The 15499-nt window shown below is 69.1% G+C and carries 12 protein-coding genes and 1 pseudogene; 8 read left to right on the top strand and 5 right to left on the bottom strand.

From position 1 onward, the window contains the following. Positions 1 to 68 precede the first annotated feature (68 nt). Positions 69 to 614, top strand: coding sequence for a hypothetical protein (locus ACQPYY_RS28555; RefSeq protein WP_433591663.1), 546 nt, complete (start codon positions 69 to 71; stop codon positions 612 to 614). Here the strand turns inward: ACQPYY_RS28555 and ACQPYY_RS28550 are convergent. After that, positions 611 to 1087, bottom strand: coding sequence for a hypothetical protein (locus ACQPYY_RS28550; RefSeq protein ID WP_357283257.1), 477 nt, complete (start codon positions 1085 to 1087; stop codon positions 611 to 613). The genes ACQPYY_RS28555 and ACQPYY_RS28550 overlap by 4 nt on opposite strands. 149 nt (positions 1088 to 1236) lie before the next feature. Between ACQPYY_RS28550 and ACQPYY_RS28545 the strand changes: the two genes are divergently transcribed. The 4 genes from ACQPYY_RS28545 to ACQPYY_RS28530 all read left to right on the top strand — a co-directional run bounded on the left by ACQPYY_RS28545 (position 1237) and on the right by ACQPYY_RS28530 (position 8498). Continuing rightward, on the top strand, positions 1237 to 5415 hold the full coding sequence (locus tag ACQPYY_RS28545) for a BTAD domain-containing putative transcriptional regulator (protein WP_433591661.1): 4179 nt from the start codon (positions 1237 to 1239) through the stop codon (positions 5413 to 5415). 38 nt (positions 5416 to 5453) lie between these two features. Continuing rightward, positions 5454 to 6098: a CHAP domain-containing protein gene (locus ACQPYY_RS28540; protein ID WP_433591660.1), complete on the top strand. Its 645-nt coding sequence runs from the start codon at positions 5454 to 5456 to the stop codon at positions 6096 to 6098. A 155-nt stretch (positions 6099 to 6253) separates the two neighbouring features. Further along, complete coding sequence (locus tag ACQPYY_RS28535) at positions 6254 to 7486, top strand: hypothetical protein (protein ID WP_433591659.1); 1233 nt, start codon at positions 6254 to 6256, stop codon at positions 7484 to 7486. Between the two features lie 286 nt (positions 7487 to 7772). Continuing rightward, a complete protein-coding gene (locus ACQPYY_RS28530) occupies positions 7773 to 8498 on the top strand; it encodes a DUF1906 domain-containing protein (RefSeq protein WP_433591658.1) in 726 nt (241 codons plus the stop codon). Positions 8499 to 8632: 134 nt separating this feature from the next. Here the strand turns inward: ACQPYY_RS28530 and ACQPYY_RS28525 are convergent, their stop codons facing one another. Both ACQPYY_RS28525 and ACQPYY_RS28520 read right to left on the bottom strand, forming a co-directional pair. Then, positions 8633 to 8998 (bottom strand): hypothetical protein, encoded by a 366-nt coding sequence (locus tag ACQPYY_RS28525; RefSeq protein ID WP_357283263.1) that lies wholly within the window; start codon positions 8996 to 8998, stop codon positions 8633 to 8635. Between the two features lie 107 nt (positions 8999 to 9105). Then, complete coding sequence (locus ACQPYY_RS28520; RefSeq protein ID WP_379093648.1) at positions 9106 to 9888, bottom strand: Rv1157c family protein; 783 nt, start codon at positions 9886 to 9888, stop codon at positions 9106 to 9108. A gap of 247 nt (positions 9889 to 10135) precedes the next feature. Here ACQPYY_RS28520 and ACQPYY_RS28515 point away from each other — a divergent pair. Both ACQPYY_RS28515 and ACQPYY_RS28510 read left to right on the top strand, forming a co-directional pair. Then, positions 10136 to 11365, top strand: a pseudogene (locus ACQPYY_RS28515) (mannosyltransferase); the annotation flags it as partial. A 146-nt stretch (positions 11366 to 11511) separates the two neighbouring features. After that, the gene (locus ACQPYY_RS28510; protein WP_433591657.1) at positions 11512 to 12732 is read left to right on the top strand and encodes a mannosyltransferase; all 1221 of its coding nucleotides are present in this window, start codon (positions 11512 to 11514) and stop codon (positions 12730 to 12732) included. Here ACQPYY_RS28510 and ACQPYY_RS28505 read toward each other — a convergent pair. Beyond that, positions 12674 to 12967, bottom strand: a complete 294-nt coding sequence (locus ACQPYY_RS28505) for a 4a-hydroxytetrahydrobiopterin dehydratase (RefSeq protein WP_379093654.1) — start codon at positions 12965 to 12967, stop codon at positions 12674 to 12676. The genes ACQPYY_RS28510 and ACQPYY_RS28505 overlap by 59 nt on opposite strands. 21 nt (positions 12968 to 12988) lie before the next feature. Beyond that, positions 12989 to 13165 (bottom strand): hypothetical protein, encoded by a 177-nt coding sequence (locus ACQPYY_RS28500; protein WP_357091493.1) that lies wholly within the window; start codon positions 13163 to 13165, stop codon positions 12989 to 12991. Positions 13166 to 13333: 168 nt separating this feature from the next. On the opposite strand from ACQPYY_RS28500, the gene typA reads away from it, so the two are divergent. After that, positions 13334 to 15229, top strand: coding sequence for a translational GTPase TypA (typA, locus tag ACQPYY_RS28495; protein ID WP_379093657.1), 1896 nt, complete (start codon positions 13334 to 13336; stop codon positions 15227 to 15229). Positions 15230 to 15499: the final 270 nt, after the last annotated feature.

Here is a 15499-nt window from a genome sequence, read left to right as displayed (position 1 = left end):
GGTCACTCGACGAGCCGGCACCACCTCGGATGACCATGCCAGCAACCGTTCTCCCGAAGGAGCGGCGCATGCCCGACCCCATGCGCACGAAAGTTTGCCTCTCCGACAGCGTGTCCGGATCCCCGGTCCTGAGCCTGTTCCTCGTCCCCGAACCCCGCGTGCCCGGAGCCGGAGTCCTGCACCTGGTCGAGCAGGCGCCGCTCGCCGCCGGACCCCGCTGGTCGCCCGACCCGATCCCGAGCCCCAACCCCCACCTCGTCGAGTGGTTGCACGCGCACGGCGTACCCAGCATCCGAACCCGATTCCTGGCCTTCACCGCCGGACAGCACGACCCGCACCGGATGCACGTGGTCCTGCACGATCACTTCATCGCCGATCCGGAGCCCCCCATCGGGCTGGACGCGGACGATCCCGACGAGCTGGCCCGGCTCGAACTGCTCCCCGAACACTGGCTCGGCCCGCGCCGCATCGACGACTTCCACAACTACGCCGTCCGATCCGCCATGCTCGCCGTCTACCGGCATTTCGGCGTCGACCGGCGCATCCCGCTCATGTACCACGGATACGCCGAACCCGAGGACGGCTGGTTCGAGATCCCGGCCGCGGAGGCCTAGTCGAACGGGACCACGGTCAGCAGCCACCACGGCCGCTGCGGCGACCGGAACTCGAAGGTCTGCACGTACATCCGCCGCTCCTTGCGGGTCAGCGGATCGTTCATCAGCACTGTGCGCTCGTAGGGCGCGGCCGGGACGACCCCGCTGTCCCACAGGCGATCCCAGTCGGGGGAGCGGCGGGCCAGATTGACGATCTCCTCCACCCGATCCGGCCGCAGCTCGGGGGCGGCGGCCCGGAACGCCGACACCATCACCTGCGCCTCGGCTTCCCAGTCGCCCAACCGATAGCGGGCCATGGGTTCGAGCAGGATCGCGGTCATCAGATTCGCGCCCGGGCCCGTGCCAGGGAACAATTTCTTGAAGGCGTCGTTGGCTGCGACCACGTCGTAGCCGCCGTCGTGCAGGCAGGCCGGATGCGGGAGGCTGTGTAGCACCGCGAGATCGGCGTCGGGCGGCGGAGAGGGGTCGAACACCCTAGGCAGTGTGCGGGATAGCTCTTCGGAATGACTTCGTATCGAGTTAAGCCGGATCACAAGACTGGGTACTGCCGCAGAATTTCTGCCATATTGAGAGGATCCTGTTTGGTTTTATTCGAAGTGGGTATGGGGGTCGGACACCGGCTATGGCGCTGATAAGGATCGGGGTGCTGGGCCCGCTGCACATCAGCATCGATGGCCAGCGTGTGCCCCCGGGCGCGCCCATGCAGTGCGCGGTACTGGGCCGGCTGGTCGCCGCCGGCGGCCGCGTGGTGCCCACCGAACGGCTCATCGACGATCTCTGGCACGGCGACCCGCCCGCCAAAGCCGTTGCCGCGCTCCAGGTGTACATCCACAACCTGCGTCGCGTCTTCGAACCCGACCGGCCACGCCGCGCCCACTCGCGCGTCATCGTCTCCGAATCCCACGGCTACGCGCTCAACCTCGAACCCAACCAGGTCGACTCCTGGCTCTTCGAACAACTGCTGCACGGGCACGAGGCCGCCATGCGCGATCCCGCCGGACGACCCGAACCCCTCGAACAGGTGCGGGTGCTCGACTCCGCGCTCGCCTGCTGGCACGGCGGGGCCTTCGAATCCTTCCCCGGCATGACCTGGGCGACCCAGGAGACCGCGCGGCTGCAGGCGCTCAAGATGACCGCGGCCGAACTGCGCGCCCAGGCGGCGCTCGAGATGAACCGGCCCGCCGAAGTGGTGCTGGCGCTGCGGCCCATCCTCGAGGAGCACCCCGGCCGCGAGGAGACCGCCCGGCTGCTCGCCCTCGCCCAATACCGACTGGGACAGTCGCTGGACGCGCTCGCCACGGTGCGCCGCAGCCGCGAATTCCTCACCCTCGAATTCGGGGTCGACCCCGGACCCGCGCTGCGCGACCTGGAAACCGCCATCCTCACCCACTCGGTGGACGCCGAGACCGCGCCGCCCGCCGTGGTGGTCCGGCCCGCCGAACCCGAACCCCTGCCCGCCCCGGAACCTTTGCCGGACAGCGGATATGCCGCCCAGCGCGACGCCGTGCTGGCCGCCGCCGAAGCCGCCGCCGAAGGCCACGTGCGGCTGGTCTGGCTGTCCGGCGAGGCCGGGGCCGGGAAGACCACCCTCGCCACCGCCATCACCACGCACCTGAGCGAACGCGGCTGGACCACCGTCTTCGGCCGCTGCCCCGAGGTCGACTCCGCGCCGCCCGCCTGGTCCTGGGCCGAAGTGCTCACCGGACTCGACGCCGCCGACCCCGAAACCTTCACCGCCGCCGACGCTTTCACCCTGGCCCGCCGCGTGGTCCGGTCCTGCCGGGAACGGTCCGCCGGGACACCCGTCGCCATCGTGCTCGAGGACGTGCACGGCGCGGACACCGCCACCCTGCAGGTCCTGCGGCAGGTGGTGAACTGGCTGCGCGACAGCCCGATCCTCATCATCGCCACCCTGCGCGGCACCGAAGCCGGACCCGGCGTCCGCGACACCGCCGCCGCGCTGGCCCTGTTCACCGCCGACCGCATCGAACTCGACGGACTCGACATGGCCGGGACCCGCCGCGCCGCGGCCGCCGCCGGACTCGCCGCCCTCGACGACCGCACCGTCGAACTGCTGCGCCGCCGCACCGGCGGCAACCCGCTGTTCGTGCGCGAACTCGCCAAACTCGTTGCCACCCAAGGCATCACCGACGCACTGCCGGACAGCGTGCGCGACCTGCTCGGGCGCCGGATCGCCCAGCTGCCGCCGGGCGTGGTGGACCTGCTGCGCCACCTGTCGGTCTGGGGCGACAGTGATATCGCCACGCTCGCGGGTTCCACCCGGCAGTCCCACGACACTGTCATCGACCTCGTCGCCACCGGCGAAACCGCGCGGCTGCTGCGCACCGACCGGGCCGGGCGCGTCGCCTTCGACCACGCGCTTGTCCGCGAAACCGTCTACTACGACCTGCCCGCGCTGCGCCGCACCCGAATGCACTGGGCCGCTTTCGAATACCTGCGCCATGACCCCGGAGCCGAGACCCGCGACCCGTTCGGCTCGGGACATGAACCCGATGCCGGAAGTTCGTCGGCCCGTCCCCGGACCGACGGTGCGGGCTTCCCCCTCGCGGCGGACCGGGCGCTGTCCGCACTGCGTGGGGCCGACGAAGTGGTCGCCGCCCTCCTCGGAATGCCGGAGTACCCCAACGGATCTCGCATCGATCGCACGTTGTCGGCGCTGCGCGGCGCGGACGAGGTGGCCGCGGCAACCGGCAACGTCCCGGGTCCGCGCGCGCCGAAACCCGATCCGTCGGCGCTCTCGGCGGCTTCGCTGCGGATGGCGGGATTGTTCCAAGCCGGAATCAAGTACGCCGCCGGTGACACCGGCGCGGCTTTCGCGCACGGAAGCGGTGCCAACGCGAGTGGATTGACCGGTACCGCGAGCGGAATGCCGAGCACGACAGTTGAAATGCCTGGCCCGGCGAGTGGAATGTCCGGCGCGACAAGTGGCGTGCCCGGCAGGGTTGGTGGCGGTCCCGGCGTGGCGGACGGCGTGCGCGGCGCGGTGAGTGGTGTCCCGGGTGTGGCGAACGGCGTTCCCGGGACGGCGAGTGGCATCCCCGGCGCGGCGGGCGGGGTGACCGGAGGGCTGGGCGCGGCGTCGGCGCGCGGCACCCGGGATGCCGCATACACGTCGGCCATGACAGCTCTGAGTACATCGGCGATCGGTGGGTTCGCGGCCGAGTTCCCCTTCGCCGGAGCCTATTCCGACATCGAGGAGCCTCGGGTTCCTCGCGGTCGGGATATCGACGAGCTGGCGCATCACGCGGCGCTCGGGGCCGACGGTGAGACCGCGACGGTGGCGCTGCCCTATGTGCGGGCGGCGGCGCGGCGGTGCGTGGAGCGGCGGATGCGGGCCGATGCCGTGCGGCGGTGGCGGTCGGTGCTGGCCTTGCACGATCTGGCGGGGCACACCGGAGAGGGTGCGGCGCAGCGGGATCGGCTGGCGGTGCTGGAGGCGCGATGCGAGCTGGTGGTGGCGCTGGCCTACGACGGGCAGCACATCGCGGCGCGGGCGGCGCGCGCGCAGGCGCTGGATCTGGCCCAATCGGTCGGTGGGACAGCGGTTCTCGCGCACGCGGTCACCTGCTGGCCGACGCCGCTGATCTGGTCGGTGCACGACTGGCACACGCCCGATCCGGGGCTGCGGGGGCCGTTGCGGGCCGCGTCGGCCGATCCGGTGCAGCCGGTGCGGACGCGAATCATGTTGCAGGTCACCGCTGTCTTCGATCGCGCGGTCGAGGATCCGGCCGCCGCCTGCGTGCTGGCGGCCACCGCGATGGCGCTGGCCGAGCCGCTCGGCGATCCGGATCTGCTCTGCACGGTGCTCAACGCGCAGGCGTTCGCGGCCTTCGCGGCGGCCGGCTTCCTGCGTGCCCACGACCTGCGGCGCTACGCCACCCACCTGCTGCGCATCTCCACCGAGGCCGAGCTCACCGAATTCCGCGCGCTCGCACACTATCTGCTGTTCCGCGCCACCCTCGCCGACGCCGACCTGGTGGCCGCCGCCGAACACGCCGCCCAGGCGGGGGCCTACGCCACCGACGGGCAGCTGCGGCACCTGCTCGACGCCATCGCGCCCTTCGGCATGGTGCTGGAGTTGTTGCGCGGCAACACCGATGAGGTGCTGCGCCTGCTCGCCGCGGGCGGCGCGGGCGTCGACGACCTGGTGGCGCACTCGCTGGAGGGCGCGGCCGAACCGACCCGCGACACCAACGCGCTGCACGTCGGCATCGCCGTGTCCATCGGCTGGCTGCGCGGCGACATGTCGGAGTATCTGAACGACCTGCGCGAACGAACCGCGCTCAAACCCGAGCTGTTCGTCCACGGCTACGCGCTCGCGCTCGTGGACGCGGGCCGCCCCGAGGAGGCCCGCCGCACCCTCGCCGCCGCGCCGCCCCTCGCCCCGCAGTTCTGGTCCACCTTCACCGCGGTGAAGGCTCGCCTGGCCATCGCACTCGACGAACCCGCCGAGGCGCGCGACATCTACGCGAAGCTGCTGCCGTACGCGGGCACCGTCTGCGGGCTGGAATCGGGAGCCTCGGCCATGGGGCCGATGGACTTCGTGCTCGCCGAACTGGCCGCCTACCTCGGCGACCACACGCGCGCCGCCGGACACCGGTCCGCCGGGACGGAACTCCAGGCCCGGCTGCGCACCCAGCTGGGCGAGCTCGCGCCCGCGGGCCTGGGCCTGATGCGGGCCGGGCGGCTGGGCGCGATCGGCCACGGCCGCCTCGACCCGGCCGCCGAATCGGCCGAGCGGGCGGCCGAGGGAACTTCCCAGCGGTGTGAGACGTCCTAATCCTCGAGGCCGATCATCGGCCGAAGGGGGAGGGCGATATGACGACGTGGGCGGTCGGTCGCCGGACGCTGGCAACCATCCTGGCGCTGGTGGTGGTCGGCGGCCTCGCGGCCGGGGGAGTGGCCGGGGTGCGCTGGTGGCAGCACGGACACCCCGGGGCGGATCCGTTCACCGGTCCGCGCAACCTGGCCGGCGGCCTGGTGCACGATTTTCCGGCCATCGATTCCATCGGGTTGACCGCCGCGCAGAACCGCGTGGTGGATGTGCTGCGGCAACAATTCGAGGAACAGGGCGGACGCGACAAATACTCCGAGGGTATTGCCGAACCGTGGTGCGCCGACTTCGTGAGCTGGGTGATGCGTGCCGCCGGGCAACCGCTGCACAATCCGAATTCCGGATCCTGGCGTATACCCGGCGTTTACACGCTGGAGGAGTACTACCGGGGTCAGCGCCGTTTCGGGGAGGCGAACGCGGGTTATCTACCGCGTGTCGGAGACGTTGTCCTGTACTCCGATTCCAGTGTGTTCCATCAGCACACGAATATTGTGATCGCGGTGGATTCGGATACGATCACCACGGTGGGTGGCAATGAAGCCGGAGAATCCGGTGGCGTCGCCATCCATGAATTCCGCCCATCCGGCACAACTGGGCTGGTCGGTTTCGGGCGATTGGGAACGCGCTGATTCCACATTCTGGAAACACGCGGGGCGGGGTGTACAACCGAGCGCATCTTCCGCCTACGATGGTTTCGGCGGCGCCCGGCAGCGTCGCCGATTGATCCCTGTCCTGCTGCCCCCTCATCGGCAGGACAGGGGTCCCCGCCCGAAGAAAGAGCTGGATGACGTTGCCCGACGCACCGACCTGGATCGATTACGCCGAATTCGGCGAACGTTTCGTGGCGGCGGCGGTGACGGAATCCCGGATCGAATCCGCGGTCTCCAGCGTGGCCGGGCGGGGAATCACCATCGGGCCCTTCGGAATCGGGCCCGCCGGACTGGCCCGCTTCGTGGCCAAGGGCAGCATCGGCAAGCCCACCATCATCCGGCGCGCCCCCCACGTGCATTTCGACGTCATGCTCCCGGTCACCCTGCGGGTCGACGTCACCCTCGGCGGACAGCGGCTGCGGCTGGAGGCGGTCGTGGAGATCGACCTCACCATGCACGCGCGCACCGCCGACCCGCTGCTCATCGTCATCGACATCCCCCCGGTCACCGGCCGCGACGTGAGCTTCGTCATGCGCGCGCAAGCCATCGGCACCGCCTGGGAAGTCCTGCTCAACCCGATCGCGCAGCTGGTGCAGCGCGAGGTCGCCAACCGGATCAACACGATCCTGGCCGACCCGGACTCCCAGCGCGGCCGCACCTTCGACGTGCAGGCCATCCTGGACGGCACCCGCTCGCCCTACAAGGGCCGCCCCACCCATGCATGGATCGGCTACGACGAGTTCGGGCACCGATTCTTCGACCTGATCGTCACCGCGGACCGGGTCCGGCAGGTGGTGGAGTCGATGGCCGGCAAACCCATCGAGGTCGGGCCGCTGCGCACCGGCCCCGGCAACAAGGCCGAGGTCTGGGTGCAGGGCAGCGTGCGACTACCCAAGGTGGCCGCCGCCGCGCCGGCCGCCCCGGCGGCACCGCCCGCGCCGCGGATCGCCGAATTGCCCAGGGCCGCCGCCGAATCCGCCGCGGCCGCGCAGGCCGCCGAAGCCACTGCCGCCGAAGTCCACGATCCCGCGCTGGTGCGCTTCGACCTCACCATTCCGGTCAGCCTGGACATCAGCGTGGACGTGCTGAAGACCAACCGCTACCGGGCCGAGGTGAACGTGCCCGTGGCCCTCACCGCGCGGGCCGCCGAACCGTTGCTGATCGTCATCGACGCCGCCCCGCCCCGGGCTCGCGACATCGATCTGGAGATGACCGCCGAGGGCTGGCGGGCCGCCGCCCTGGGCAAGCTCGCGGGTATGCGCAAGCAGATCGCCGCGCAGGTGGCGACGGTCGTGCGGACCGAGGTGGCGGACGTTTCGCGCCGGACCATCGACGTGGGCGCGCAGCTGAACAAGACCCGCGTCTGACGGCTGCCGGCGGCCACGAAAATTCCTAGCTATTTGTTCGCTGTCGGCCGGTCGTTGCCTGGTTTTCCATCGATGTGACATATGGTGCCGATGTGCTCGATGAGTCTGGCGATTCCAATGTGAATATGGTGAAATGAGGGCACGTTCAGGGGCTCCCGGCGCGCGGATGATCTTGTTGTCATCGGGGAAGGTGCGCCGGGTACGCCGCAGGTGGACCGAATAGGTCCAGAGCCAGACTCCTCCAGCACTCGATCGGAATGTTCGACCAGTGCGCGAAGGAGCCGTGATGAGTTCTGCCCCTGTCAACCGACGGAATTTCCTCTCCGGGGCAACGGCCCTGGCCGCCGGGGTCACCGCTGGAATGGCCCTCCCACCCGCCACCGCCGCCGCCAAGGAATCCCTCGGCACCCTGCTCGATTACGCGGGCGGCGTCCCCACGGCCCAATCCATCAGCGACGACGGCCATATGGGCGTCATCCGCTACGTCTCCGACCGGCGGCCCGGCGCGGAATGGATGGAAGGCAAACCGCTGCTCGCCCGCGAGGTCGACGCCCTGCGCACCGCGGGCCTGTCGGTGGTGTCCTGCTACCAGTTCGGCAAAGGCCCGACCGCCGACTGGCGCGGCGGCTACCCGGCCGGATTGAAGCACGCCGCACGGGGATTGGTACTGCACAAGGCCGCGGGCGGCCCGGACAGCGCGCCGATCTACGCGTCCATCGACGACAACCCCAGCGACGAGGAGTTCGAGTCGATGATCGAGCCCTACCTGCGCGGGTGGGAAACCGTCATCGGGCACGGGCGCACCGGCGTGTACGCCAACTCGCCGACCATCGACAACATTCGCGACGTCGGGCTGGGTTCGTTCTTCTGGCAGCACAATTGGGGCACCCCGAAGGGCTACGTCCACCCCGCCGCCGCCCTGCACCAGTTCGAGATCGACCAGCGCGAGGTGGGCGGCATCTCCGTGGACGTCAATTCTGTCCTGGCCCCGCAGTACGGCCAGTGGTGGTGACCACCCGACTCTCGCAGCTCTCGTGTCCCGCTGCCGGTGGCAGCGGGACACGAAGATGAACAGGGAGTGGGCTGGGAACCCGGTGTCCGCGTAGTGGCCCGACTTCAGCTGGTCGACGAAGTCGGCAACGGTCTCTAGGTCTGGCAGTGGCAGGTGGGGTCCCGCACCAGATCGGGCTCTTCGGGGACGACCCGGAGCATCAGGTGGGGATCGTTGTGTTCCTCGTCGGAGCCGTTGGCGAAGGCCTGCCCATTGCCGTTCCAGGAGAACAGCGAGAAGCGGGACAGGCCGGAGAAGGCGGATCCCAGGCTGCCGAAGGACGCCGAGGAGATGAGAGAGCCGAACGAGCCCACCGACCCGATCGACAGCACCGAGCCCACGCTGCCGATGGACAGGATCGAATAGGCCGAGCCGATCGACAGGATCGATCCCTCCGAGCGAATCGAGAGGATCGATCGGCGCGAATGCAGTCCCCGCAGAGGGTTGGAAACAGCGGCCATAGTTAGCGGTCTACCACAGGAAGCCGCTCCTGCAAACGATTTCGCCCCCGTCGCTCCCGGGCTTTCGCTCGGGAGGGACGGGGGCGAATTCTCGGCGTGCGCCGAGACTAGACCGTGAAGAAGCCGATGGTCGGCAGGAAGGAGCAGGTGATCGGCTGCGCCTCCGGGTCGGACTGGGTGGTCAGCGAACCCGAGACGACGGCGACCACGCGACCGGCGCCGGTGTTGGCGATGGCCGACAGGGTGGCCGGGCCGTCCGGGTTGATCTTGGCGTCGTCGGTCAGGTTCATGGTGCCGGTGGCGCGGGTGTCCAGGTTCAGCCACTGCACCGTCATCGGGACGGGCTGGGGGTCGGTGGGCCGCTTGGTGCCCAGCGCGGTGAACACGAAACCGGCCTGGCCCTGCGCGGGTCCCGGCGGGGGCAGCTGCGCGGGACCGGCGACGGCCAGCGCGGTGCCCACCGAGTCGGCGGACGAGGAGATGCAGCCCTTGCCGATGGTCGGCCACAGGAACTGCGAGATGACCGGGCCGTCCTCCGGAATGTCCGGGCCGCCGCCGCCACTGCCGTCGAGGAACTTGATGACCGCGAGCAGCGTGGTCTTCACCTGCGGCGGCAGATTGCTGTTCTCCAGCAGCTGCTTGGCCTGGGCGAGGATGGTGTTCTTCGGGCCGGCATCGGCGATATCGGCGGGCCCGGCGGCCGCTCCCACGATGGCGGGGATCAGCGAGGCCAGGGCGTCGACCGGAACCCCTTCGGGGATCATCGGAATCGACACCGCGCTCAGGGCGGGCGCGGGCTTCGCCTCTGCCGCAGTCGGCACGGCGACGGTGGCGCAGGCCGCCAGGGCCAGCGCGGAGACTGTGAACCGCGTTCCTCGGGTGCGAAGCACTGGTGTAGCCGTCCTTACCTCGGGTACAACTAGCGGCGATGGAGCCCCATCGCTCCGCGCCACTCTAGGGACCGGGCTGCCGTGTTGTACAGCCAGCGTGTGATCTTGGCGAACTTGATCAGCTGACGCTATCGAACGACCGACCAGAATGTGTGTTACCAATGGGGCTGGTGATGCAAATGTTACGCAGCGCGTCCGATGCGCGGCGCATTTCGGGCTACGACTAGGCTGGCCGCGGCCGTAGACCGCCCGAGCTGAAAGACGTGCCGTGAAACGACACTTCCATATGGCCGCCGCGGCACTGGGTATTTCGGTGCTGGCCCGTCTGCTGTGGGTCCTGCTATTGCCCAATGGCATGAACTTCGTGGACCTCCACGTCTACGTCGACGGCTCGGCGAATCTCGGCAGCGGGCACCTCTACGAGTACACCGACGCCAGTAAGACGCCGGACTTCCCGCTGCCCTTCACCTATCCGCCGTTCGCGGCGCTGGTGTTCTACCCCTTGCACTTTCTGCCGTTCGGCGTGGTCGCCATCGGGTGGCTGCTGGCCACGGTGGCGGCGCTGTTCGGTGTGGTGTGGTTCGCGCTGGAGATGATCCTGGGGTCCGAGGCCATGCGCGAACAGCGTTGGCGCACAGCCGCGGTCGCGTGGACGGCCGTCGGGATGTGGCTCGAGCCGGTGCGCACGACCTTCGACTACGGCCAGGTCAATGTCTTCCTGGTGCTGCTGGCCATGGTCGCCGTGCGCAGCTCGCGGTGGTGGGTGTCGGGCACGCTGGTCGGCGTGGCGGCGGGCATCAAGCTCACCCCGGCGGTCACCGGGCTGTACTTCGCGGCCCGCAAGCGCTGGTTCACCGCGCTGTGGTCGGCGGTGGTCTTCTTCGGCACCATCGGCCTGACCTACTTGCTGACGCCGGGGGAGACCAACAAGTACTTCCGGGAGCTGCTCGGCGACGCCAAGCGGATCGGCCCGGTGGGTTCGTCGACCAATCAGTCGCTGCGCGGCGCGCTCAGCCGCCTGCTCGGCCACGACGTGGTGTCGGGCCCGGTGTGGATCGCCGCGGTGCTGGTGACCGCGGTACTCGGGTTCTTCGCCTGGCGCGCACTGCGTTCCGACGACCGGCTCGGCACGCTGATCATCGTGCAGCTGTTCGGGCTGATGGTGTCGCCGATCTCGTGGTCGCATCACTGGATCTGGCTGGTGCCGGTGATCCTGTGGCTGGTCTACGGTCCGCTGCGCGATGCCCCCGGGGCGCGGGTGCTCGCGGGGTACTGGCTCGTGGTGACCTTGATCGGCGTGCCGTGGGTGCTCGGGTTCTTCCAGGATTCGATCTGGACCATGTCGCGGCCGGGCATCCTGTCCTGGCTGGGCGCGGTGGACGTGTTCGGCGTGCTGGCGTTGTTCGCCTGGATCATCTGGGCGGGTCGCCTCGCGAGTCGTAGCCAGGCCGACGCTGAAGTGAAAGTCGCGGTGTGAAATTCGCAATAGGCGGGTCCCGGTGCCCACGTTTCTTGGGTGCGCGAGATATTCGTTACTACGGCTACGCTTATCCGCGCGCCGTCAGGCGAGATCGCCAGCCGTGAACTCCGGTCGGTGACCAATCCGACCCGAAAGTCCGTTTTGTGAATCGACGTTTCCAGCTGGCTGCCGTCGCCCTCGGCATCTCGGTGCTGGCTCGTGTGGCCTGGGCGCTGTTCTGGCCCAGCAACCTGATCCTCGTGGACCTGCACGTCTATGTCGAAGGCGCCGCCAATCTCTTCGGCGGGAACCTCTACGAATGGACCGATTCCAGTCGGTCACCACAATTTCCGCTGCCGTTCACGTATCCGCCGTTCGCGGCGCTGCTGTTGTATCCGTTGCATTTCCTGCCCTTCGACGTGGTCGCCGTGGGCTGGTTGCTGGCCACCGTCGGGGCGCTGTTCGGCATCATCTGGATCGCGCTGGAGATGATCCTCGGCCCGGAGGCCATGCAGGACCAGCGCTGGCGCACGTCCGCGGTGGCGTGGACCGCGGGCGGCATGTGGCTGGAGCCGGTGCGGTCCACCCTCGACTACGGCCAGGTCAACGTGTTCCTGGTGTTCATGGCGATGGCCGCGGCGCGCAGCACCCGGTGGTGGCTGGCGGGCGCGTGGGTCGGCCTGGGTGCGGGCATCAAGCTGACCCCGGCGGTGACCGGGCTGTACTTCGTGGCCCGCAAGCAGTGGCTCGCGATCGCCGCCTCGGTGGGCGCGTTCGTCGGGACCATCGGGCTGACCTACCTGCTCACGCCCAACGAGACCAAGAAGTACTTCGGCGAGCTGGTCGGCGACCCGCACCGAATCGGGCCGGTCGGTTCGGTGGTCAACCAGTCGCTGCGCGGCGCGCTCAGCCGCCTGGCCGGGCACGATATCGGCGGCGGGCTGCTGTGGAAGTCGGCGGTGCTGGCCACGGCCGTGCTGGCCTTCTTCGCTTGGCGCGCACTGCGTTCCGACGACCGGCTGGGCACCCTGCTCATCGTGCAGCTGTTCGGCATGATGGCCGCGCCCATCTCCTGGTCGCACCACTGGATCTGCCTGGTCCCGCTGGTGCTGTGGCTGCGCTTCGGCCCGCTGCGCGATGCGCCGGGCGCGGGCCTGATGCGCGCGTTCTGGCTGTTCAACACGATCGTCGGCATCCCGTGGCTGCTGGGCACGGTGCAGACGAACATGTGGGAGATCTCCCGGCCCTGGTACCTGGCCTGGGCGGGAACGGCGAACGCGGCCGGGGTGCTGGTGCTGTTCGGCTGGATGATCGCGGTGAAGCGGCTCAGCCCTGCGCCCGCAGTCGATCGATCTCCCGTGCGAGAGCCATATCCAGTGGCGTGAGGCCGCCGGCGGAGTGGGTCGAGAGCGTGAAAGTGACCCGCCGCCAGCGGATATCGATGTCGGGATGGTGGTCGGCGGCCTCGGCCGCGGCCGCCACCCGGCGGACCAGCTCGATTCCGGCCAGGAACGAGTCGGCCTTGATGGTGCGGCTGATGCTGTCGCCCGTTCGGGTCCATTCGGGCAGGTCGGTGAGGGCCTTGGCGATCTCGTCGTCGGAGAGCAAGACAGGACTCATAAGTCCTGGTCTACTCCGATTTCAGGCGGCGCGTGCGGCTTTGAGGCACTTCTTGAGTTCCTTGCCGCAGCAGCCCGCGGCCTCCGCCTTCTTCATCTTCATGATGACCACAGGGCATTTCATGCACCGCGTTTTCTTGCGGCAGCATTTCTTCTTCGGCTTGAGACGCGAGACGTCCTTTGCCTTGACCTTGCCCATGTTGGTTAGCTTAACCTAACCTCTGGCCGTTGAACAGGTGACCCACGTCGCCCGGTAATGTGTAGCTCGCCGCATGCCCGGTGGAGTTCGCCATGTCTCGTCGTAGGCAGCCCCACGCATGAGACCCATCCGGGTCGGCAACAGACTTTTCACCAGGAGGAATCAAACGTGTCGTCTGTCGAGTTCCGCAACGTCGCCATCGTGGCGCACGTCGACCACGGCAAGACAACACTGGTCGACGCCATGCTCCGGCAATCCGGTGCGTTCGCCGAACGCGCCGAACTCGTCGACCGAGTGATGGACTCCGGTGACCTCGAGCGCGAGAAGGGCATCACCATTCTCGCCAAGAACACCGCTGTTCACCGGCATAATGCCGACGGATCGGTCACCGTCATCAATGTCATCGACACCCCCGGCCACGCCGACTTCGGTGGTGAGGTCGAGCGCGGTCTGTCCATGGTGGACGGCGTCGTGCTGCTCGTCGACGCGTCCGAGGGTCCGCTGCCGCAGACCCGCTTCGTGCTGCGCAAGGCCCTCGCGGCCTCGCTGCCCGTGATCCTGGTGGTCAACAAGACCGACCGCCCGGACGCCCGTATCGAAGAGGTCGTCGAGGAATCCCACGACCTGCTGCTGGACCTGGCCTCCGACCTCGACGACGAGGCCTCGGAAGCCGCCGAGCTGGCCCTCGACCTGCCGGTGCTCTATGCCTCCGGCCGCGCGGGCGTCGCCTCCACCAGCCGCCCCGAGAACGGCCAGGTGCCGGACGCGGAGAACCTCGACGAGCTGTTCGAGGTCCTCATGAAGTACGTCCCGGCTCCGAAGGGCGACCCGACCGCCACCCTGCAGGCGCACGTCACCAACCTCGACGCCTCCCCGTTCCTGGGCCGTATCGGCCTGGTGCGCATCCACAACGGCACCCTGAAGAAGGGCCAGAACGTCGCGTGGATGCACGGCGACGGCGTCAAGACCGTCAAGATCACCGAGCTGCTCAAGACCATCGGCGTCGAGCGTCAGCCCGGCGAGGAGGCCGTGGCCGGTGACATCGTCGCCATCGCGGGCATCCCGGACATCATGATCGGCGACACCCTGGCCGACCCGGAGAACGCGGTCGCGCTGCCGCGCATCACCGTCGACGAGCCGGCGATCTCGGTCACCATCGGCACCAACACCTCGCCGCTGGTCGGCCGGGTGCAGGGCCACAAGCTGACCGCCCGCATGGTGAAGACCCGCCTGGACCAGGAGCTGGTCGGCAACGTGTCGCTGCGCGTGCTCGACATCGGCCGCCCGGACGCCTGGGAGGTCCAGGGCCGTGGTGAGCTCGCGCTCGCCATCCTGGTCGAGCAGATGCGCCGCGAGGGCTTCGAGCTCACCGTCGGCAAGCCGCAGGTGGTCACCAAGGTCGTCGACGGCAAGACCCACGAGCCGTTCGAAGAGCTGACCATCGACTGCCCCGACGAGTACCTCGGCGCCGTCACCCAGCTGCTGGCCGCCCGCAAGGGCAAGATGGTCCAGATGAGCAACCACTCCGCGGGGTGGGTGCGCATGGAGTTCATCGTGCCGTCGCGCGGCCTGATCGGTTTCCGGACCGACTTCCTCACCGAGACCCGCGGCACCGGTATCGCCAACGCCGTGTTCGACGGTTACGCGCCGTGGGCCGGCGAGATCCGCGCCCGCCACACCGGTTCGCTGGTCTCCGACCGCAACGGCTCGGTCACCCCGTTCGCCATGATCCAGCTGGCCGACCGCGGTCAGTTCTTCGTGGAGCCGGGCGCCGACACCTACGAGGGTCACGTGGTCGGCATCAACCCGCGTGCCGAGGACCTCGACATCAACGTCACCCGCGAGAAGAAGCTGACCAATATGCGGTCCGCCACCGGTGACGTGCTCGAGACCCTGGCCAAGCCGCTGCAGCTGGACCTGGAGTCCGCCATGGAGTTCTGCACCGACGACGAGTGCGTCGAGGTGACCCCGGAGATCGTGCGCGTGCGCAAGGTGACCCTGAGCGCCACCGACCGCCAGCGCGAGATCTCCCGCCGCAAGGCGCGCGACCGCGCCGCGCAGTAACAGGAAACACGCCACGCCCGAGGCCGAAGGCAAGCCAGCACGCTGGCTCGCCTTCGGCCTCGGCTGCGCTGTGGTGATGTGCCGACCACGAACCGAGGGCCGCACCGGCCTGGTCAGACCTGCCTCGGTGTTCGCGGCCCGCCCCGGTCCGGACTGCGGCTCGATAGACCTCCGCCTCGGAGCGGGAGCGAAGCCGAGGAGCGAAGACCGGGGTTACTAGGGCCGCGAACCGCCCGGAGCGAAGCGGAGGGCCGATTGGATATAGAGTGC

Origin of the sequence: Nocardia sp. CA-145437 (assembly GCF_050956485.1) — a bacterium.
In the GTDB taxonomy this organism is placed as follows: Bacteria; Actinomycetota; Actinomycetes; order Mycobacteriales; family Mycobacteriaceae; genus Nocardia.
Note: the sequence above shows the minus strand (reverse complement) of the source record. Positions and strands in the feature narration are given on the sequence as shown.